This window comes from Lysinibacillus sp. OF-1 (assembly GCF_028356935.1).
In the GTDB taxonomy this organism is placed as follows: domain Bacteria; phylum Bacillota; class Bacilli; order Bacillales_A; family Planococcaceae; genus Lysinibacillus; species Lysinibacillus fusiformis_D.
In genome coordinates this window covers 2301818-2323402 of sequence record NZ_CP102798.1, presented here as the reverse complement: position 1 = coordinate 2323402, position 21585 = coordinate 2301818, and the positions used below count along the sequence as shown (strand labels likewise).

At 35.3% G+C, this 21585-nt stretch carries 17 protein-coding genes, 3 pseudogenes and 1 riboswitch; of the genes and pseudogenes, 1 reads left to right on the top strand and 19 read right to left on the bottom strand.

All coding sequences use genetic code 11. From position 1 onward, the window contains the following. Nucleotides 1-271: 271 nt before the first annotated feature. Nucleotides 272-418, bottom strand: a complete 147-nt coding sequence (locus tag NV349_RS11245) for a YrzI family small protein (RefSeq protein ID WP_080717122.1) — start codon at nucleotides 416-418, stop codon at nucleotides 272-274. A 341-nt stretch (nucleotides 419-759) separates the two neighbouring features. On the opposite strand from NV349_RS11245, the pseudogene NV349_RS11240 reads away from it, so the two are divergent. Next, a pseudogene (locus tag NV349_RS11240) lies at nucleotides 760-1266 on the top strand (flavoprotein); the annotation flags it as partial. Between the two features lie 642 nt (nucleotides 1267-1908). Here the strand turns inward: NV349_RS11240 and NV349_RS11235 are convergent. The 18 genes and pseudogenes from NV349_RS11235 to NV349_RS11150 all read right to left on the bottom strand — a co-directional run bounded on the left by NV349_RS11235 (nucleotide 1909) and on the right by NV349_RS11150 (nucleotide 21292). Beyond that, nucleotides 1909-2865 (bottom strand): acetyl-CoA carboxylase carboxyltransferase subunit alpha, encoded by a 957-nt coding sequence (locus NV349_RS11235; RefSeq protein WP_036126268.1) that lies wholly within the window; start codon nucleotides 2863-2865, stop codon nucleotides 1909-1911. Continuing rightward, the gene (gene accD / locus NV349_RS11230; protein WP_271913481.1) at nucleotides 2858-3706 is read right to left on the bottom strand and encodes an acetyl-CoA carboxylase, carboxyltransferase subunit beta; all 849 of its coding nucleotides are present in this window, start codon (nucleotides 3704-3706) and stop codon (nucleotides 2858-2860) included. Before accD ends, NV349_RS11235 begins: the two co-directional genes overlap by 8 nt. Nucleotides 3707-3727: 21 nt before the next feature. Then, nucleotides 3728-4328 (bottom strand): annotated as a pseudogene (locus tag NV349_RS11225) (FadR/GntR family transcriptional regulator). Nucleotides 4329-4729: 401 nt separating this feature from the next. Further along, nucleotides 4730-6080, bottom strand: a pseudogene (locus NV349_RS11220) (IS1182-like element ISBsp5 family transposase). Nucleotides 6081-6405: 325 nt separating this feature from the next. After that, nucleotides 6406-7866: a serine hydrolase domain-containing protein gene (locus NV349_RS11215; RefSeq protein ID WP_271913479.1), complete on the bottom strand. Its 1461-nt coding sequence runs from the start codon at nucleotides 7864-7866 to the stop codon at nucleotides 6406-6408. A 401-nt stretch (nucleotides 7867-8267) separates the two neighbouring features. Next, on the bottom strand, nucleotides 8268-8879 hold the full coding sequence (locus NV349_RS11210; protein ID WP_271913478.1) for a hypothetical protein: 612 nt from the start codon (nucleotides 8877-8879) through the stop codon (nucleotides 8268-8270). A 193-nt stretch (nucleotides 8880-9072) separates the two neighbouring features. Beyond that, nucleotides 9073-9669, bottom strand: coding sequence for a hypothetical protein (locus NV349_RS11205; RefSeq protein WP_271913477.1), 597 nt, complete (start codon nucleotides 9667-9669; stop codon nucleotides 9073-9075). A 262-nt stretch (nucleotides 9670-9931) separates the two neighbouring features. Further along, complete coding sequence (locus tag NV349_RS11200) at nucleotides 9932-10441, bottom strand: MepB family protein (RefSeq protein WP_089933558.1); 510 nt, start codon at nucleotides 10439-10441, stop codon at nucleotides 9932-9934. A 260-nt stretch (nucleotides 10442-10701) separates the two neighbouring features. Further along, nucleotides 10702-11628, bottom strand: coding sequence for an ABC transporter ATP-binding protein (locus tag NV349_RS11195; RefSeq protein WP_271913476.1), 927 nt, complete (start codon nucleotides 11626-11628; stop codon nucleotides 10702-10704). Nucleotides 11629-11639: 11 nt separating this feature from the next. Continuing rightward, nucleotides 11640-12851, bottom strand: a complete 1212-nt coding sequence (locus NV349_RS11190; RefSeq protein WP_058844401.1) for an ABC transporter — start codon at nucleotides 12849-12851, stop codon at nucleotides 11640-11642. 16 nt (nucleotides 12852-12867) lie between these two features. After that, entirely contained in the window at nucleotides 12868-13992 is a 1125-nt protein-coding gene (locus NV349_RS11185; protein ID WP_271913474.1) for an ABC transporter, read from the bottom strand. 524 nt (nucleotides 13993-14516) lie between these two features. Further along, nucleotides 14517-15191 (bottom strand): copper amine oxidase N-terminal domain-containing protein, encoded by a 675-nt coding sequence (locus NV349_RS11180; protein WP_080717127.1) that lies wholly within the window; start codon nucleotides 15189-15191, stop codon nucleotides 14517-14519. 202 nt (nucleotides 15192-15393) lie between these two features. Further along, nucleotides 15394-16851, bottom strand: coding sequence for a M1 family metallopeptidase (locus NV349_RS11175; protein ID WP_271913473.1), 1458 nt, complete (start codon nucleotides 16849-16851; stop codon nucleotides 15394-15396). Nucleotides 16852-17216: 365 nt separating this feature from the next. After that, nucleotides 17217-17654, bottom strand: coding sequence for a dUTP diphosphatase (dut, locus tag NV349_RS11170; protein ID WP_036126296.1), 438 nt, complete (start codon nucleotides 17652-17654; stop codon nucleotides 17217-17219). 11 nt (nucleotides 17655-17665) lie between these two features. Beyond that, nucleotides 17666-18634, bottom strand: coding sequence for a class 1b ribonucleoside-diphosphate reductase subunit beta (gene nrdF, locus NV349_RS11165; protein WP_036126298.1), 969 nt, complete (start codon nucleotides 18632-18634; stop codon nucleotides 17666-17668). Continuing rightward, nucleotides 18622-20715 (bottom strand): class 1b ribonucleoside-diphosphate reductase subunit alpha, encoded by a 2094-nt coding sequence (gene nrdE / locus NV349_RS11160; RefSeq protein ID WP_058844404.1) that lies wholly within the window; start codon nucleotides 20713-20715, stop codon nucleotides 18622-18624. The genes nrdF and nrdE overlap by 13 nt, the downstream gene beginning before the upstream one ends. Then, nucleotides 20712-21071 (bottom strand): class Ib ribonucleoside-diphosphate reductase assembly flavoprotein NrdI, encoded by a 360-nt coding sequence (gene nrdI / locus NV349_RS11155; protein ID WP_141904342.1) that lies wholly within the window; start codon nucleotides 21069-21071, stop codon nucleotides 20712-20714. The genes nrdE and nrdI overlap by 4 nt, the downstream gene beginning before the upstream one ends. Next, nucleotides 21068-21292, bottom strand: coding sequence for a glutaredoxin family protein (locus tag NV349_RS11150; protein ID WP_271913469.1), 225 nt, complete (start codon nucleotides 21290-21292; stop codon nucleotides 21068-21070). Before NV349_RS11150 ends, nrdI begins: the two co-directional genes overlap by 4 nt. 114 nt (nucleotides 21293-21406) lie before the next feature. After that, a riboswitch (cobalamin riboswitch) is annotated at nucleotides 21407-21584 on the bottom strand. Between the last annotated feature and the right edge of the window lies 1 nt (nucleotide 21585).

Genomic DNA, 21585 nt, shown 5'->3' with positions numbered 1-21585 from the left:
GAATTCCGCTTTTTAGAATTAGAATTTCCCTAACATTGTAATTCAGCATTTTCTTAAATTACATCAAGTTGTATGTATAAAACATCGCTTAAAAAGTGACTCCTAAAGCAACCCGTCCTAGATTAGAACGGGTTGCTTTACTGTGATTAATTGTCACTTTATATTACTTCATCTGGTGGTTGTGTCTTTCTCCAGCCATAAAACTGCATGACGTCTTTTAATCATATAAATCATTTCAATTCCCACCTTTCTTGTTTTTTAATTAACAAAATTAATATTGACGAATACGAATATAACTTTCAATTTTTCTTTGGTTCTCTTCAAAGATTTTTTTCACATTTTCATTATGAAGTGCTTGCTCACGAGAGATCTTACGTTTTGTAATAGTTATCGTGAGAGCAAAAATGTTTAATATCATTTATTATCACCTCCTTAAATTACCATGAAAAATGAAAAAAACCGTAGAGAGACTCCTCTACGGTAAAAAAAGGCACAAAAATACCGCAGGGGCACACTTCTCCCTGCGGTATGGGTATGCTTAATTACAAAAAACTTAAGCGATCCATTCCGATCTGGTCGAATGTGTGATTTTCATTTTTACTGAAGTTGTAGCTACCAATGAAATCAATTTAACGATAACGATCATTTCATTCGACCTCCTTAAGAATTTTTTGTTTACTTCGTAAGTATATCTTTCTTTAAGTTGTTTGTAAACATCTTTTACTAAGATTTCCTGATTATTGAAGCGAGAGCTGTTATGCAACGGGTGCATGGGGAAATCCAAACCCAGCAAATTCTAAAGGGGGATGGCTATAAAATGAAAAAGCATTAGTAGATCACATTGAATATGGTATCCTATACATTAATAAGAAGACTAAGAGATATGTCAATAAGTAAATTGCAGTTATTGGTGGTGGTCATTCGGCTAGTAATACATTATTGGTACTCGCTGAATTACAAGCAGAGAATACTGCAACAAAGCTAGTGTGGATTATGCGTAAAAAATTTGTAGCAGAAGCCTATGGTGGTGAAGCATAGTTGTGGCACAGTAAGAGCGCATGGAGAAAAAATTCTGCGCCAACCAGAAAAGGACTTCTATATAGTCGGAGCTAAAAGTTATGGACGCGCTCCAACATTTTTAATGGCAACTGGCTACGAACAAGTTCGTTCAATAACAGCTTATTTATCAGATGATGAATAAGCGTCAAAACGTGTGGAGTTGGAGTTACCTTAAACAGTATATGCAGTATAAATCTTGCCAATTAAACAAATTCACTAAAGGGGGAGACAGTTTTGTCCATATATACAACAGCTTATGGGTAGTTGACGTGTCTAAGCCCTCCTCCACGCCAAATAATTTTAGTTTACATAATATAAATTATAGGAAGTTATGTTTCATTGAAAAGTATACTAATAATAGTGAGACGAAATGACTTGTACATAGACATCAAAGTCCAAACTTTACTTAATTGTCAAATAAGTTTAGATTTTGGTGTCTTCTTTTTTATTCCTCATAGAATTCACTCAAATGTTTTAACTATAAAAATAAAAATAACCCATGAAAACATGATTGATAAAAAACGATTATTTTAATATCGAATTATTATAATTACCTTTTGTATATTTTAGGCTTTAATTCACGATTTTCTAAATAGAATCGATATTAGCTCATGTTGGTTTGGAATAAAGTTTGATTAAAAGTTTGTTACAAACGTTGATTTTTTTATAGAAGAAACCCATTCATTTTGATAAAAGTTTGATCAAAATGAATGGGTTTTAAAAGATCAATCTTTTTTACAAACTACAACTCTTTTTTCTTCCATCATTCATTGGGATATTAATTTATTTAAGAAACAATTTTTCTCTCTTTACGAACAAATTCACATGTCCAAAAACCTAAAAATGAATTTAAGCTTCTGTATATTGTCCAATCTTTCTGAATTTCTCATAGCGATCTTCAATTAATTGTTCGCCATTTAGGGAATTCAATGCTTTTAGTGTGACGCTTATACATTCTTTTATATAAAATGCTTGCTTCACAACATTGCGGTGTGCTCCACCCGTTATTTCAGGGATTATTCCATCAATAACGTCAAGCTCTTTTAAGTCAGGTGCTGTTATCCGCATTGCTTCTGCAGCTTGCTTCCCTAGGCTACCATCTCGCCATAAGATCGATGCAGCCCCTTCAGGCGAGATAACCGAATACGTTGAGTTCTCTAACATAAAGACGCGATTAGCTACCCCTAATGCAATGGCACCTCCACTTCCGCCTTCCCCAATAACAATACTAATAACTGGTACTGTTAGAATGGCCATTTCAGAGAGAGTTCTAGCAATGGCTTCACTTGGGCCGCGTTCCTCGGCTGCCTTACCCGGATAGGCTCCTTTTGTATCAATAAAACAAATAATTGGGCGCTTAAATTTCTCAGCTTGCTTCATTAAGCGTAATGCCTTACGATATCCTTCAGGGTGTGGCATACCAAAATTTCGTCTAATATTTTCTTTAGTTGATTTTCCGCGCTGATGTCCAACAATTGTTACGGGCTGTCCTTCAAAGAGAGCAATTCCTCCAAGAATAGCTGCATCATCACCAAATGTACGATCTCCATGTAACTCAATAAAGTTTTCACACATAGCTTCTATATATTGTAAAGTTGTTGGTCGTTCTGGATGTCTAGCAACCTGTACACGATCCCATGGCTTCATATTGGCATAAATAGATTGTTCTAGCTGTGTTAGACGTGTTTCAAGCTTTTCGATTTCGCCTGTCATGTCTACATTTGCCTCTGTAGCAATCGTTTTTAATTCATCAATTTTTTCTCGTAATTGTACTACTGGTTCTTCAAAAGCTAAATTTTTAGACATGTTGCACACCGCCTTTTGTATGCATTTTTACAAGTATTGCTACTTGGTTTCGTAAATCCTTCCTATGGAAAATTGCATCAAGCTGACCATGTGCTAGTAAAAACTCTGATTTTTGGAAATCATTTGGTAATTTTTCTCTTAATGTTTCTTCAATGACACGGCGACCAGCAAAGCCAATCAATGCTTGTGGTTCAGCAATATTAATATCTCCAACAGAAGCAAAGCTTGCTGAAACGCCACCGTATGTAGGGTGCGTCATGATCGAAATAAATAATAGTCCTTCTTCACTATGACGTTTTAATGCCACACTCGTTTTTACCATTTGCATTAATGATAGAATACCTTCTTGCATGCGCGCTCCACCACTAGCAGTAAAGATAATAACCGGTACACGTAATTCAATAGCTTTTTCAACGGCACGTGTGATTTTTTCTCCTACAACGGAGCCCATTGAGCCCATACGGAAATGAGAATCCATAATGGCTACAACAATTTCTTCTCCATCAAGAGTTCCTAACCCAGTCAGTACAGCTTCGCTTAATCCCGTTTGTTGTTTAGCCACTGAAATTTTTTCTACATAATCAGGGAAATTAAGTGGATTACTTGTTTGTAAATGATCATCCATTGAAACAAATGAACCTTCATCTAAGAAATATGCTATGCGCTCCTGTGCAGTCATTTTGAAATGATGGTCGCATTTTGTACACACTTTATGATTTTTTTCTAATTCCTTTGTTAACTGAATGTGACGGCATTCTGGACATTTTGTCATAAGTCCTTCTGGAAATCCCTTTTCCTGTCCGTCCTCTTTCTTTTTACTAAATAAGCTACGTATTACCATGTTTTACTCCCCCTTTGTTGTCTAAATGCCTTGTTCAGCATTCATCCACTGTTGGTAAGCTTTTAATGCTTCTTTTTTATAGCCAAGCTGCATCGATTTCAACATAGTTTGAATGATAATTTTTCTTCTTCTGTTGAGTTTCGATTTAAACGGTCATCAGCATAAACCGCTAACTGAAACTAGACTTTTAGTGAAAGACGATTTCCTGACGTGATGATTATTTCTCGTAAAACATCCTGACAATTAATCGTACTTTCTATCTCTAGCTTTACAAAAAAACTGCCCCACACTGGTAGTGTTCGCAGAGTTTCTGTACAACTTATAATGCGAATGGCTTCCTTTTCATGTCTTCTAATATAAACATCGACAATATTTCTACGAGCTGATGCTTTTATGTAGAAGCTAGAAACATACCTTCCCCATGTCTCGTTTCAATAAGACCTAATAACTCTAAACTTCGCAATGCCTCTCTCTCAGAGGATCGCCTGACACCTAGACGTTCTGAAAAGACTCTTTCGGAAGGTGACTTTTCACCAGCCTGTGTTTTTTCTATTTTAATAAGTTGTCGTAATTGTTGGACGATATCTAAAAACACTTTCTTTTGTTCGGTTTTTTTATCCATACGATCAACTCCTCGGTCAATCTATTTGCCTTGGAATAATTATTGCTGTCGCTTTCCTTTCGCGCAGATAAACAATGCATCCAAAGGCTTTATCTTCATTCAGTAGGTGTTTGGGTACCTACTAAAAAGAAACAAAATCCACCACCTTCAGATGATGGCGTCTCTTACTGAATGAATTCAAAAGTGGTCTGGCCACTTTTGAAGTTGGCTTTATCTTACAAAATAATTATTTGAAAGTAAAGAAAAAACTGCATAAAAATTTATGCAGTTTCCAGACTGTAGACAAAAGCCCATCGAGAAGTTCACTCTCGATGGTTTTTGTCATTTTTCTTCCTATTTTATTTTTAACATTTGGTAATATACTACCAAATTCAACATACTCTTCGAGCTTAGTTGCTCTCTTAAGCTACTTGCCACGTCCAAGTAGCCAGTTTCTTTAAATTCATGGCAGCAAAAGTAAGCATCGCCTGCATGGACAATTTTTTTAGACCTCTTAAGGTTGTCCATCGCATACCATGCTTTTCTTTTGCATCGGCAAAGACACGCTCAATCGTTTCTTTGCGCTTTGCATAAATTTGTTTGATGTCATAGGAATGGCGTAAATGTTCAGCTTCCTCCACATACGACTCCCAAATATGGCGTTGAATGAGTTTTTGATGATGCTTACTTTCTGTACATTGGGAAAGGCTTGGACACTTCGCACAAATCAAAGGATTCGATTTATATTGGCGATATCCTTCCTTCGTCGTTGTCGCATACTTCAATATCTGCCCTTGTGGGCAAAGATAACAATTATAGTGCTCGTCATATGTATACTCGTGCTTTCGGAAGAATCCATCTTTCGTTTTAGGACGTGTATACGGAAGAACAGGCAACATTTGATTCTCTAACAAAAAGTTCGTAATCGCTGGTGTTTTATAGGCTGCATCTGCCGCAACAGCGATTGGTTTTTGAACATTTTGAATGACCCTTTCCACAAGTGGCTGTAATACATGGCTATCGTGCACATTTCCCGGAGTCACAATGGCACCTAAGACAAAGCCCTTTTCATCTGTGGCTGCATGAAAGGAATATGCAAACTGTTTCGTACGTTCATCCTTCACGTAATACCCACTTTCAGGATCTGTCGTGCTTTCCTTTATTTCTTTCCATTCTTCCTTTTCAAACTTCTCCGGGGGAAAGGGCTTTTTTTCCGTGTTCTTCACGATCCATATTTAACTCTAATTGAAGTTTTTCTTCATAAGCCCGTGTTTCTTTTCGCACGACCTTTTTATCATACTTCCGTTTATTGGCACTCGCTTTCACATGCGTAGAATCAATAAATAGATGGTCTGCATGGAGGAGTCCTTGATGCATAATCTCTTTTAAAATACGATAGAATATCTGTTCAAATATATCAGTGTCTTGAAAGCGACGGACATAATTTTTACCGAAGGTAGAGAAATGCGGGACTTCTGTATGGAAGCCAAATCCTAAAAACCAACGATACGCCATATTCGTTTCAATTTCTTTGATCGTTTGACGCATGGAGCGAATGCCAAAAACATATTGAATAAACGTCATTTTAAAGAGAACAACAGGATCAATACTTGGACGCCCATTAGGTGAATAGAGATGTTCTACTAAAGGATAGATAAATGAAAAATCAATAGCAGCCTCCAGTTTTCGCACTAAATGATCGTTGGGAACTAATTGATCAATCGTTAACATTTCTAATTGTTCACGTTCATTGGTATGATTTTTCGTCATCATGGTTGATCACCTCAAAAGTTTACTTTTTATCAATAGATGAATAAGGAATTCTTTATGTAGAAGTTGATTGGAACGAAGGGCGGCGACTCCTGCGGGAAAAGCGGGAAAGTCGAGATCCTGGACTGAGCGAAGCGAGGGAAGCAGCTCGACCCCGCCCGCGGAAAGCGTCCGCCCGTAGTGGAAATCAACGGCTTTACTTTATTTCATTGTAAAAGAAAAAAGACTGTAGGCAAACTCAAAATTCATCGAGTTTGTCTACAGTCTGAGAAGACACCGAGGTGTCTTATGTTTTTTTAATTAAGAATATTGATAAAGTGGAATTTAATTACTTAACATTATACTTATTTTCGGAGCGAGGCATCTTATCGGTGAGTATATACCAAGTAATGCTTGCTGTTAATAATGTTGACGAAATCAAAGCTGTAAGAACACTATATGTTTGCCAAATAAGTATCGTTGACCAATCGAAGGCAAAAAACATTATACACTGGGCAATCGTAGCGATTAGGAAAATAATTGTTACGATTGTTCTCTTTTTTGTAATTGGCTGCTGCTCATTCGTTTTCCTTTTTCTTAATCCTAAGAGAAATAACAGAACGGCCAATAGGCAAAGAATAATTGTGGTAGACGACAAAATGATGTCCAAAAGCTGTGTGCCGCTTATCTCATATGACTGAGTTAGATTGCCGTCTAATATATCTTTAACTTTTAGTACCAGGTTTATATTGGTATTTGCGCCGTTGCTCAGTAAGCAGATGGCTGTTCGTTCATTTGGCAGTATGGCTACTTCGGTTCTAAAATTCGGATTACCCCCAGTGTGTTCTATAAACGTTTGTTCGGCGTTTACCGACCAACCTGCCGCATAATACATATCGTTGACAGCCGAAACAGACATATCACCCCTATGTGATTTTTCGATAACCCTGTGAAATATTTCGGGTATGTCCTGCACGATACCCATCTGTATGCCCATCCAACGCGCCATATCTTTTGTATTAGAAATGATATAGCCAGCAGGTTTATTCCCAGCATAATCCGGAGCGTTAAATGGAGTTGTTATGAAAAAGGAAGAACGGTAGCCCTGTGCTAACTGTCCAGTGGCTTGAGCATCTTCTTTATAAACATACGTCTGGTGAAGACCTAAGGGTAGAAATACCTGTTCCCTCATAAAGTCTTCATAGCTTTGTCGTGATACAATCTCAATAACCAAACCCAATACGTCATAATTAACGGTTCCATAGTTATATTGTTCACTGGGAGAGAACGCCAATTCAGCATCTACCAGCGTTTCCACAGTCTTTTGCAACATATCAGGCGTATTGCCTTGTGGAATATTTTGAGTATGTCTAATATTTGTTAAGCCGCTGGTATGGTGAAGGAAGTTATTTAGTGTAAGGCTTTGCATATCAACAGGTTTACCTTGATACTTTAACGTAAACCAAGGTAAATATTTTTGGATAGGGTCAGTCATTGATAGCAGCCCTTGCTCTTCCAATAGCAGAATCCCCATACCAGTAAAAGCTTTACTCACCGAGGCCAACTCATAGAGTGTATTTTCACTTGCAGACAACCCCTTTTCAAGATCTGCATACCCAGAAGAAAAGTAGAACACTTCATCATTAGCAAGTATTGAGATTGACATTCCAGGCACACCTGATGTACGAGAGGCATCATCTAGCAACGCTTGTATTGCCACAGATTTCGAATCTGACAACGCATAACTTTGTGTTGCGAATCCCGAGAATAATATAAGTATCGTTAATACAAAAACAATAGTCTTTTTCATAAACTCTCCTTTTTGAAGAATTATAAGAGTATAAAAAACTTATTTTTATAACTATAAACTAAATTCTAATTTATATTTCTACTTAACTATATAATATCAAGTAATTGTGAAGAGTTACACTTAAACTAACGGGTGCTTTAGTAAAAGAAGAAACATACTAACATTAGTAGTACAAACCATGGCCCTGGTTTGTACTACTAATGTTAGTATGTTTAATTTTTCTATCTTTTTTAAAATTAGGTCTTGATAATTTATAAACATCGTATCTTTTTTTAAAACATCGCAACTTTATTTCAATTCTACACAAAGCACAATTCTTGCTGCAGAATTGCGCCTTTAATGAAATAACTAAAGTATGTCTAAAATTGCTTATAGGAAGTTGAACTATCGCTACAGTTAGTTCAACTAGACGAATACATCCCTTTTGCAACTTTCTCTAAACTTTCTTTATCATAAGTGTTCATTGTAAGATTGAGCTTTGGCATATAAGTACTTCCACCTGCCACCATTTCTTTTGTTTCCACATCATAAATTGCATAATTACCTTTAAATTCTTTTTCAGTGTCTTTAAAGGAATAAAAGAAATAAACTTGCCTATCGGGGCTAACGGTCTGATGGTAGTTAATATCTATATTAGGGTAGGTACGAAGAATATTTCCATCAAAAGTAATATAATTTAATTTTTCTACCTCATTGAACAATATTTTTTTTCTAACATTTACAGATGCATCAGGCATTTCTTTAAAAAGAGCAGTATCCAAATGCCTTTGCTGTTGCTTTGACTTCTGCTTATATCTTTGAAAAACCTCCTGATGTATAGGATATTTTAGGTCTCTTAATGCCAGATAAAATTCATCTACAGTTTCATCAATAACTTTTTCCTTATTTGCAGGATGTAAATACTCATTTTTATCTGAAGGTGTAGTTTGTGAATAAACTGGACTTCCTAAATACATAGAAAAGCTGAACAAAAATATAAACACAAATGAACTAATTAAGAATGGGTTTTTCATTTAGATTACTCCTTTTTTGAAGTAACGTGCCCTAAATATACTTTAACTATCCTGAGCCGTTAGTTTAAGTAATAATCTTCACAACCTTACTCGATAGTTCAACAATAATATCAATTTTGTTGAAAATGTTCCTCAACAATCTGGCCCGTTCGTAAAATGAAATAAGTCTTATTCAATTAAAGCCTCAGTTACTTTAGGTTAAGTGCTCCACAATTCTCTTTGCCCTGCGCTCCATTGATTTAGAGTAACCAAAACAATCTCTAAATAACTTCCTGCCAATGTATGTTTGAAAATGATTGTATCTATATCGGTAAAATTCGTTCCAATAGCTAATCATTCGATTATAGCTTTTGCAAAATGGCACAATATTTTCAAGACAAAATCTCTTAATCCGTTCTGTATCCTGCTCTTTTAAAATAGCATAGGCTAATTCTATTATCTCTACGACATATTCATCACATATTTTGACGATATAAGGAATAGCCCAGTCTTCGTAATCCATCTGTAGCAACGAATAAATATGCTTTTGACGTACAAATCCATCACAACTTCTTGAATATATACAATGCAAAATCATTTTTTGTTGTAGACTTAGTTTTTCTATAACTTCATCTGAACTATCAATGTAGTAGGTACGATAAGGAAATCTAATCACGGTATTATTTTGAAAATAGTGGATAGTATCCTCAGACACAGCAATCGTGACATGATTATAAGTTTTATGAGGAATCATTCCAACCACTGTCGTCACATCCTCATTTAAATGTTTGGGAAATCCATCTTGAAACATGCACTCACATCCTTGCTTCACGTAATATTAAAGAATAACTAAACTGCCCTGGTAATATAAGAAGAGACTGCGTTAATTGAATAATCGTCCCTGTGTTTGCTTATCGTAGAAAGGCTCTTATTTTAAATAGATCCTTTTCAAAATCTTGATAATCGTAATCAGTAGTTGATACCTTATTTATTGCTTCCCTCAAACTGTTCAGTAAATATGAATAGCGCAATTTCTGTAATAAATCTGTTGCTTATTCATTTGTTTAAGAAAATTAGTTGGAGTATAATTTTAATAGCTCATGTATTGACAAACTACTAGCATCGTCAATTTTAATAAAATAGGGTAATTGCCATTTTTGTGTTGCTAGCGCTTGTTGACTAGTGGGAGTATCCCAACTAGGATAAACTCTAATTGCCATTTTACCCTTTGTATTAACGGTTTTAAGGATGTTTTGTTTTAAAAGAACTTCTTTTGGAAAAACGAATTGGCCAAAATCACCATTATCATTAAAAGTGTTTATTACCAATAAATCAGTGGCATTATCATATGAGAATGCTTGGTTTTTATTAGTTTCATCCTTTTCCCAAAAGGAAACAAACTGTCCTATCTTATTAGGTGTTATTTTTGCGACTCTAAATCTAACCGATTTAGAATTTAACTGAAATAGCCCAGCCCCATAATTTGAGTTTTGAGTTTCTTCATGGATATCTTTTATTGTTAAATTATTAGGTTCATAAAGTAATTCATTTATATATGCTAATGTCTTATTAAATTTATTCATAGCTTTACCCCTCTTCTTATACTAAGATATACCAGTATATCACCTGCGGACCTGTCACCGTAATTTTTCATTCATATGTCTCACATTATTTTAACAATGATGACCAAACAATAAATAATTATCTGAGGATGTAATCTTAACCTGAAAAGGTAGTAAATACTATGTTTTTGGAAACTAGAGTAAGTCAAAAGCAGCTCCGTAAATAATCATTATATTTTACAGCAAGAACTAATTATAACAATAAAAGTGATTGTTCCTCTTTAACTAGCTGTCACATTGCTTTCTTCGTGATAATACATTGCATACAAATCATTTAATGTAACTTTCCCAAAAGCAAAATCTACTACGTTTCTCTCAACTAAAAAAGATGTAAGTGAACTTAATAAGCTGGCTTCAGAACTTGGTAAATGGATGAGTGTCATGTCATTTGTCAGTGTTTGAAGTTTGATATTTGGATATAGCTCATGAAGCTGTTTTTTCGTATTACTTTCCATATTTTTTATGCGAATCGTTTTAATATGCGCTTGACTAAAATCTTCTATTATTTGATTGGTATCTATTAGTTTTCCCTCGTTAAATAAGAAAATTCGGTCTGCATATTTCTCTAAATTATCAAGTAAATGGGAGGCAATGATAATAATTTTCCCTTCCGCCTTTTTCTTTAATAATATTTTCGAAATAATTTCCACATTATTTGGATCAAGCCCGTTCATCACTTCGTCCATCATCATAATGTCTGTATTTGTAACAATTTGCATGGCAAAGCATAGACGCTGGCGCATCCCAAGGGAATAGGTACCTGTCTTTTTATTCACATAATGCCCCATATTTAATGCTTCGATTGTTTCGTCAATCAGTTTTAAATCCGATTTCCACATCGTAGCAAACATTTTTAAATGCTCTCGCCCACTTAAATGATTATACAAGTCACTTTGGTCTGGCATCATTGACACGAATGTGTGGATTTTCACTTCATTTTGTTTAGTTGAGTAACATAGGCCATCTTTAAAAACGATCTTGCCATTCAACGGTTTCACATAATTCATCAACACATTCATAAATGTAGATTTTCCCGTTCCATTTGGTGCAACAAGCCCAATCATTTGCCCTTGCTCAAAGGTCATGGAAATATTATTTAACACGTTCATTTCTCCAAATCGCACGGTAATATTTTGAATATCAATCATCTTTACCACCCCTATTTAATTAGCTTATATCGCCTGTTCGATGCCGTCAGTATGATGAAAAAAATGACAATGGCAGCTAGTCCAAGTAATAACTGTAATCCTAAAGTAAAATCTAAATGATCATTCATATAATAAAAATTCCGCTGTTTTGAAATAATTTGTCCGACTTGAATATAGGATGTTGGATAATTTTGAACGTCCCAGAAAAAGCCAACGTAACGGCTGAAATAAAAATTTTCACCAAAAATAAGGAGTATGCCAACAGCGAAATTGACCATCTCATTGCGGAATAGCATACTGCATAATAGTACAACGCTGATGATGACGATGAACCAGGTAAAAAGTAAAGCCAGCGATTGTCCTAAAAACGTACCTAAAGTCATCATTTCAAATTTACCTTCCATACGCCAGTCGAGATGCGGCGCATATACTGGAGAGGGCAAATGGAAATTCCCAAAGCCAGATTGTAGTCCTACAATAAAGAAGCCAACAATAAGCGGTATAAATAATACGGCACTACCTAGTAGCACAACGACCATTTTCACCAGGAGCTTTTTCCAATCATTAATCGGAAACCCCTTCAAAATGGATGGATGGCGTCTATCTTTGGCAACCATATCAATTGCTAAAAGTAGCACACAGACAATCAATATAATGGGCAGTATACCCTTTAATAAGCGTTCGAGCGTTTGTAGTGCCGTGCGTTGTTCAAATATTTCCGTTGATAATTCATAATCTGCTTTCGAATATGCATCATAACGGACTGCATGCTCTAAATAAGCATAAAAGGCATCATCTTCTGCATACTCATTATTTTTTATAAAATACTTTGAGTTATATGAAAATGAATCACTTTTATAGGTAATCGCATTGGTAAAGTAGTACCAATCACGCGTTAAATCTGCATATTTTTTTAAATTGCCCTTTTCTAATGCATCTAATCTTGCTTTATCTATAGGGTTAATCTCGCTAAATATTTCAATAGCAAAAATAACGGCAGGATGCAGACCATGTAATTTTCTTCCTTCCATATGATCTAAAAATTCCTGACGTGTTAAATAGCGCGCCTCAATCTCCTCAGAGTCTACACTTTCAATCGGATCGTAAGCTGGTGCTATTTTAAATACATAAAAAAAGGTTGCAAAAGCAAGTAAAAAGTATATTGCTAAGTTTTTCTTATTCAAAAAAAATTGCTTGAATTCAAATTTAAAATAACTCCACATGCTTATTTTCCCTCCCCTATGCCCTATTGATTTTTCCTGTTGAGAAGAATGTTTTAATTACAAACAACATTAAAATAATACTTAAACATAGGATGATTAAGCCTAGATTCATCGTAATAGCAACAGGCTCTGCTAAATCTACCGGTACCCCTCGTAAAATATCATTAAAGTTCATGAAATTAAAAGGATTATAGGGGAATAAACTAATAAGAGATGGAAAAATCATCGGTAAAAAGAATACAATAAAGTGTACAAATAGTGTTAAATACATATTTTTCAGTAGCACATTTAAAATAATCGACAACAGCATGACAAAAATTGAAATGACGAACATATAGCCAACACTTATGGCGATATATTGAAGCGTAGATATTAATGTGGCATTTCCTAGATAAATCCCGACAGGCTCTAGTGGGTTACCAAGTCCATTTAGTATCCATAACGGACTTGCGCAAATAAAAATGAGTAAAATACTAGTCACTATGGATAACAAAGAAATAAGACATTTAGATAAAATATAGGTATCAAACCGCACAGGAAAGCCTTGAATTAAACTAGGATGCTCAAAGTCATCCAGTAAAATAGAACTCGTATGGAAGCTAATAAATATGTACCAGCCTGCACCTACGTGACTAAATAAAAATAATAAAAACGGTATGTATTGAAATAGATCAGATCGTGTATCCTTTCCCTCATCTATCATCCATTTAAAATAAAGGTAGTCCATCGAATTTTGTAATTTAGAGGGTAACAACTCGGCAATATTTTCGTATCCTTCTAATTCGAATGCCTCTTGCCTTAATTTAGCGAGTTGAAGTGAAGCCTCATAATACATAGATTGTCTATCCATTGTTAATGTTGCTATTTGTAAAGCAATTTTGCTTTTTTGTTTAGTTAAATTTTTATATAAATCGCTGCCATCCCCTGATTCTGAAGCATCTTTCACTTGAAATTTTGACAGTACAGCCTGGATGGAATAATAGTCACCCTTTTTTTCAACGATTTGATTACCAACGGCCTGTGCCTTTAAATAAAACATAAAGCCGAAAACGATAATGGCAACAGCGACTAACGCAACTAAATTTTTCCGATTGGCTCGCTCAATTACTAGTCCTACTTTTAATGCACGTAACACCGGCATCCGCCTCCCTTCTCAATGTAAGCTTTTACATTACTATGATAAGATATTGTGGATATTTTTTCAATTTTTAAATTTTTTTAACTTTTAAAACTTCTTACCATTATTCAAGTCTGGTACGCGTGTAAGCGACAAAAAGAAGAGGACTGTTATTTACAGTCCTCAAATGGTCAAAAAGTTTCATGGATTTTATATTAAAGTAGCCTTTCCAATGTAATATTCGCTAATAATTAGTTCTTACTTTAAGTTGAATCAATGACTAAGAAAGAGCTGCATTCTTCACTCAAATCATTGATAAGTCTATGTTCTTTATTGAGTCCATTTTGAAGAAATGGTTAATCAAAAATGAATTCTTATCACACTTCAATCTAACAAACCAGCGTTAAAATTCATAGCCAGCGAATGGAGAGTTAGTTTCCCCTTATAAACTTCTAACGCTTTATTACATATCTAATAACAAAGCCAAATGCTCAACCCTTCATTCTTTTATGTCGGTTGAGGATCAGTTTGATTGAATAATTGTCTGTTTATCCTTGTCTTATAATTTCCGTTAATATTACTTCCATTCTTTGCATTACCTTTAATTTTAGCTTAGACAATGTTAACTGTTTCTCTAATATATTACGGTAATCTTGTGAATAATTAGGATACAACGATTTTTCATATTCCAAATTTTGTAGTACAAATAAAAGGTTATTATGTAAATCAACCAATTGATTATAGTTATTAATTTTAGAATTCTTATCTGTATTTATTGTAGGATCATTAACATAAATAAAAATATTTTTCCCTTCTGTGATTATATTAACTACTCTTAGTGTTGAATCCCATTCAACAGGTAGTTTTAAAGACTCACTAACAAACCTTACGGGTACCATTGTAGTTGAGTTCATAATGGTAGGTGGGTTGTCTAGAAAAGTCTCCTTCCCATTAACAATTGCTTTATACGAATTTACCTTTAATTGAATAGTTGTATTCCCTTTACTTGCTGTTATGGTTTGGGTTGAGGAATCCCAGGCAACAGTTGCATCTAATGATTCAAATATATTTCTCATTGGTAACATCGTCCTACCATTTATAGCAGTACCACTATCAAAAAATACTACATCTTTGTTAATTGCATGGACATAGCTACTATCCTCTACATAAATCAAAGAGCATAGATAAAATACAAAACTTACAAAAAATAACCGTTTTAGCATGACAATTCTCCTGTTCTATAATTATAATTAATTGTAAGTATAGTTTATTATTAGCGTTAAGAGAATACTTAATTTTCAATTTATGTTTTTTTCTCTAAAAGGTGGTTAAATCCTGATCGTGAAGCTGTTATATTTTGAACATAAAAAAAGAGATACTGCTTGCACAATATCCCTTTTCTTTCGTGGAGAACCTATTGCTAAATCATTCATTTTTAGTGTTATCTAGATCTAACCACCCCTCAAATATAGAATCGTCCTTTAAATCAAAATAGTATTTTGTGAATCGCGCGAATTCTGTGGAATCGATTTCTTTATAGTTATAAAATTGATAGTAACTTTTTAAAAATTGTTCAATGTCTTTGATTTCTTCATTATTATCAAATAAATTCAAGAGCATTGCAGGCGATTTTCCATAGACATATGCACTCATATCAGATTGGTATTGATCAAGTGGTAAATTGACTGGAAGCACTAGGTCTGGATCAATGCTGTAAATCGTATAGGGTTTGCTCAGATTCAATTTTTTAAAGTTGAATAGATTTGTAGCAAATACCGCGAAGCCTTCATCTAACCAGGCATGATGAAAAGGATCATTGGTAATGACCCCGTAAAACCATTGATGGGCAATTTCATGAACCACTGTACTTTTAATCTGCTCAGAACTACTAGGACCACTGTTGTAAATCGTATGGGCTGTTACAATTCCTGGGTACTCCATGCCCATTCCATCTATGATAATATCTAGTTGTTTGAGAGGATACGGCCCCATTATTTCTTCAAAATAATTTATGACAGCTGAAGCCTCGTCTGCTATTTCTTGATATAGTTCCTTTTTATTTTCCTCAAATCCAAATACTCTAATGGCGATGTCTTCGTCTTTTTCCACTAGTATTGGATCTTTTACTAGAGCAACAAATATTTCCTTCACGTTCTCAACTTCAAGTAACCCTTTGTTTGGGCTTGGAAATGCCTCTTGATCAAATGAAGACACCAACGTGTACTCCTGAGGAATGTCATAGGTTAATTTGAAATTGCTGAATGTAGTATGATACGTCTCTCCTCTAAAACGATAATCTTCTTTGTTCCATTGATGGTTTCTATATGTGGCAAGCATCGGATAAAATTGAGCTAAATGATAATTACCATTACTCTTCGTAAATCTTAAGCCCTCTTCAGGCAGAGTGAACTCATAGGAAAAATAAACTTTCATTTCTTGATGAGGTTTCAATTTTTCCTGAAGCTGAATGTTGAGTGAATCTTTTTCAAGGGTGTAAGCTGCCGTTTTTCCATCAATGGTAATGTTATGGAACGCAATGGTAGATGGATGCTCCAGTTCGGGTGAGACAGCTTTTGTAAACATATTAGGTATAAAATAAAATATCAATTGTTCCCAATCATCGGTAGAGAGGTTTTTAACGACAACGGTTGATTCTAGCTGAAATTTCCCGTCATTATCCATCTTAAGTGCCATATCGTATTCACTAAAATTACCAGGGCTTATCGCCTCTGGTATAAATTCTTCTGTATTCACCTTTTGAGCAATAGTAGACGCTTCTTTCCCTTCCTGTTGATTGAACTCACAAGCAACGAGAAAAATACATACTAGTAATAAACCTGTACTCCATAATTTCTTCTTTATAATTTCCGCCCCCAATCCCAACACTATTAGCTACAATAAAAATGGTATATATATAAATTTTATATTATTATCCCAATTTAAACCATATACTTTCGATCTTTCATCTGGAATCTAGTTAATTACCAAGATGAACAAAGAAAGAAGAGCACATATTCGTGGTGATATGCTGCCTATTAGGTAGACAGATGAAAATTAAAAGCTGTTGATATTTTTAGATGTAGTTGTTGATTATGCCGTAATGGGATGACTTTGGTAAGTAACCGACGTCATCTTTTTTAATGTCCATTGCTTTCATGTGTAGTTCTGCTAAGCTTTAAACAGACTATCCTTACTGACAACAAAAAAATCCTGCATGTATATACACACAGGATTTCTTTGTCATCTTTTTATTTAGTACCACTTGCTCCAAATCCAGATGCTCCTCGGATCGTTTGTGATAATTCATCTACTTCTACTAATTGAATGGATGGGACAAATTGAATGACCATTTGGGCGATACGCATAGATTTTTCGACGATAAACGGTTCTTGGCCGTGGTTGATTAAAATAACGCCGATTTCCCCTCTGTAGCCTTCATCAATTGTGCCTGGGCTATTCAGTACGGTTACACTATGCTTTAATGCTAGTCCACTTCTTGGTCGAATTTGGGCTTCCGTTCCTTTAGGTAATTCAATCTGTATACCTGTTTTAATAAGTTTGGCTACGCCTGCTGGTATTTCTACTGCTTCAATGGAGTAGAGATCCATGCCCGCATCACCAGGATTGGCTTGCATTGGTAGTATTGCATCCGCGTGTACTCTTTTGATTTTTACTTCTACGTTCATTGTTCTCCATCCTAACGATTAAAATTAAATGTGTCATCTGTAATTGGCGCTACTTTTGCTTTAGCATAGGTAGCTCCCTTTTGTGAAAAGAAATCGTATGTGGAGCCTTCATTACGAATACCGTTCATCACAATCGGATTGACTTCTTCTTCTGGAAACATTGCTTCAAAACCAACATTCATTAAGGCTTTATTAGCATTATATCGTACATAGGCTCTCACTTCAGGTGATAATCCTGTTTCCGCATAAATATCATCCGTATATTTCATTTCATTTTGATATAAATCTAATAATAGCTCATAGCCCCATAAATTGAGCTCTTCTTGTTTTTCTTTTGAAAATTGCTTGAATAGATTTTGAGCAAAAAATCCAACTGCGACACCATGGATGGATTCGTCGCGTAAAATAAGTGAAATAATCTCAGCACTGTTTCGTAGGAAGCCTTGTCCTCCTAAGTACAGCGGGTAGAAAAAGCCAGAATAGAAAAGGAAAGATTCGAGCATAACGGAGGAGAACATCGCTTTCCATAAGCTTTCTGGATCGTTTTCTTCGATACTATTATAAATATCCGCAATTTTATTGGCCTTATATTGTAGAAATTCATTTTTTTTGACCCATTCAAATAACTCATCTATTTCTTCGTTTGTACAAAGCGTTGTAAAAATATAAGAATAGGATTTGGCGTGGATTGCCTCAAATGCATCAAAAACGGTTAGGACAGCCTTCTCTTGTAAATCGTCTGTATAAGCGGCCACACGATTCATCCCTATATTGGTCTGAACTGTATCCAGTAACGTTAATCCCGCGAACACTTTTTTATACGTGTCTTGATGCTCAAAGCTTTTCCACTGTTTGATATCTTTACTGACCGCAATTTCCTCAGGAAACCAAATTTGCTTCCATTGCTGGTCCCAAAATATTTGGGCAAGTTCACTCGTTGCCTTATTCCAATTGACCGCCTCATAAATTATATTTGACATGCTACACACTCCTCTAAGCTTTGTAATCGTTGACGAACATAGTAAACGGACTTAATGCCCTTTACCCATGCATAAATGTATACTTTAGCTAATTGTTCAGTTGTCCAATTATCTGTTACATAAAGCGTCATGGAAATACCTTGGTCAACGTGTTTTTGAGAAGCAGCGTACAAATCAATTAAATCATACGGATTAACATCATATGCCTCTACATATAAATGACTGTTATCATTTGTTAAATGAGGCATTGGATAAATCGTTCTACTATCTGCATAATCACGAACCTCTACACGCTCAGTACATGGCGCAATAGAAGCCGTACAGCTACGTATGTAGGAAATACTGCCAGTTGGTGCAATAGCCAAACGATAGGAATGGAATAGACCATATTGCATCACATCTTGCTTAAGCGTTTCCCACATGTTTTTCGTAATGATTGGAATATTGCCAAGTGCTTTTAACACAACAGGTGATAGTTCTTCGTCGATTTTATTGACATATTGGTCAAAGTAGCTACCTGATGCATAATCACTGTCCTCAAATCGATAAAAAGTTGCAGCTTTTTCTTTAGCCATTTCCATCGATGATTTGAGTGAATAAAAGTTCATCGCTTCCATAAAACGATCCATGAAAGCAATCGACTCTTTAGAGCCATATAAAATGCCCTCCGTCACAAGATGGCCGTGGAGGTTCATACAACCAAGCCCTACTGAATGCATTAATTGATTGGCTTTTGCAACAGACGGTACATTTTTAATGTGCGTCATTTGCGACACATTTGTTAATAGGTGCATAGCCGTATCGATTAAGGCTTCGAAATCATTGACCTTACTTGCTGCATGAATATCAATCGACCCTAAGTTACAGGATACATCTAATCCATAGTCATTCGGTTGATCTTGATCTGTAATAATGCTTGTTTCTTGAACTTGCAGGATTTCGGTACATAGATTGGACATTTTTACGCGACCGATGTTTTTTAAAGGATGCACTTCATTGACATTATCATCAAAAATTTCAAACGGATAGCCCGATTCAAATTGTGCTTTTTTCACTTCTGTATACAGCCTACGTGCATTCAAACGTTTAATTTTACGAATTTTAGGGTTATCAAGTAGCTCATAGTACATATCTGAAATGGAAATCTCAGACATGCGTTTGCCATATTCTTTGAAAATATCATATGGGCTGAACAAGACAATATCTTTATCACGTTTCATAAGTTCGAAGAAAATACTTGGTATAATTATTCCTGTTGATAATGTTGCGAGGCGAATTTTATCATCGGCATTCGGTTTTTTAGATGAAATAAAATTTTCAATGTCTGCATGGAAAATATTTAAATAGACAACACCAGAGCCATTTCGCTGCCCTAGTTGATTGGAATAACTGAAAGAATTTTCTAACAGTTTAGCAACTGGGATGACACCACTGGCACGATTTAGAATCTCTTTAATAGGGTCACCTAAAGGGCGTAAATCAGTTAAGTTAACTCCAACCCCACCGCCAAGTCTTGATAGCTCTAAGCAATAACCAATATTTTCAGCAATACTATTCATGGAATCATCCATCGATAATTTAAAGCAGCTCACTAATTCACCACGTGCTTTTTTACCACTATTTAATGCTGTTGGTGTAGCAGGCTGATAAGCTTCCATCATTGCTTCGACAGAACGTTCTGCTAGCACCGTATTCCCTTGTGCTAAATACAAGGCGATAATGACAATACGGTCCTCATATTTTTCTAAAATCTCTTCTCCATCACGACTTTTCATAGCATAGCTATCGTAAAATTTACTTGCACTCATAAAGGATGGGAAGCGGAAATTATAATCATATGCTTTTTTGTACAGCTTCTTAATAAATTCCATTTCATACATGTCGATAAATGCTTTCTCGTAGTAGCCCTCATCAACTAAATAACGGATTTTTTCTTCAATATCAATAAAGTAACGTAAACGCACGTTGACATATTCTAAAAAGTAGCGGCGTGTAGCTTCACGATCCTTTTCTAATTCAAGTAGCCCAGTTGAACTATAACGATTCAGTACGTCATTATTTAGCTTTAAATAGGTTTTCATCTTATTACCCTCGTTTCATAAAACGTTTGTATGGCTTCATAATCTGTTTGATTGCCTCGTAAATCTAATTTTCTCACTAAGGGTACATGATAGGTAGCAGCGATTTTCTCGCCAGCAGCCCCAAATACGTTGTGCCCAAAGTTACTATTGCCACTGGCAACTACACCTTTACAAAAATCTCTGTTTTTTTCTAAAAAACGTTCCACTTTTGCAGGGATATCGCCTAAGCCATCAGTATAAGTAATTAAAAGATAAGGCTTATTCAATTGTAATTCCTCAGAGAGCTCAACAGACTCTGCCCTTAATTTGGAAACAATATTCCGGACATTTCCTGTACGACTTGCGTAAACGATCATAGAACAATCATCTCAATATGAGAAACTATGTCCTTAACATCTCCTATAAATGTATTATTCATTTCTAAAACAGGCACACTTAAAAAACCTGCATCGATTATTGTTTGTTTAGCTTGTTCATCGTGATCAATGTTGACAATTTCTGCATCAAGTCCTGCACGTTGTAATTCAGATTTTACCCAAAGGCATTTTGGACAGATTGTTTTCGTATAAAGTTTCATAAAAATCCCTCTTTTCATATAATAAAAAGCTATCTCCTCTAGAGAGATAGCTAAATGGAAACGTTACCATACCAAAAATACTGACGTTCCCATTTCTTAATCCCCGAAGAAATGATTAATTGTTTTATAGAGGCAGGTCTCCTGGCTTTGCTTCATCCTCTGATTCCCTTCCCATGCGAATGCACAGTGGTTGTAATCATTGTCAGCTTCACAGTTGCGGGGACAGCGTCGGAATTGTACCGAACTTCCCTTTTAAACTACATATAGTAGCACCTATATAAAACGAACACAAT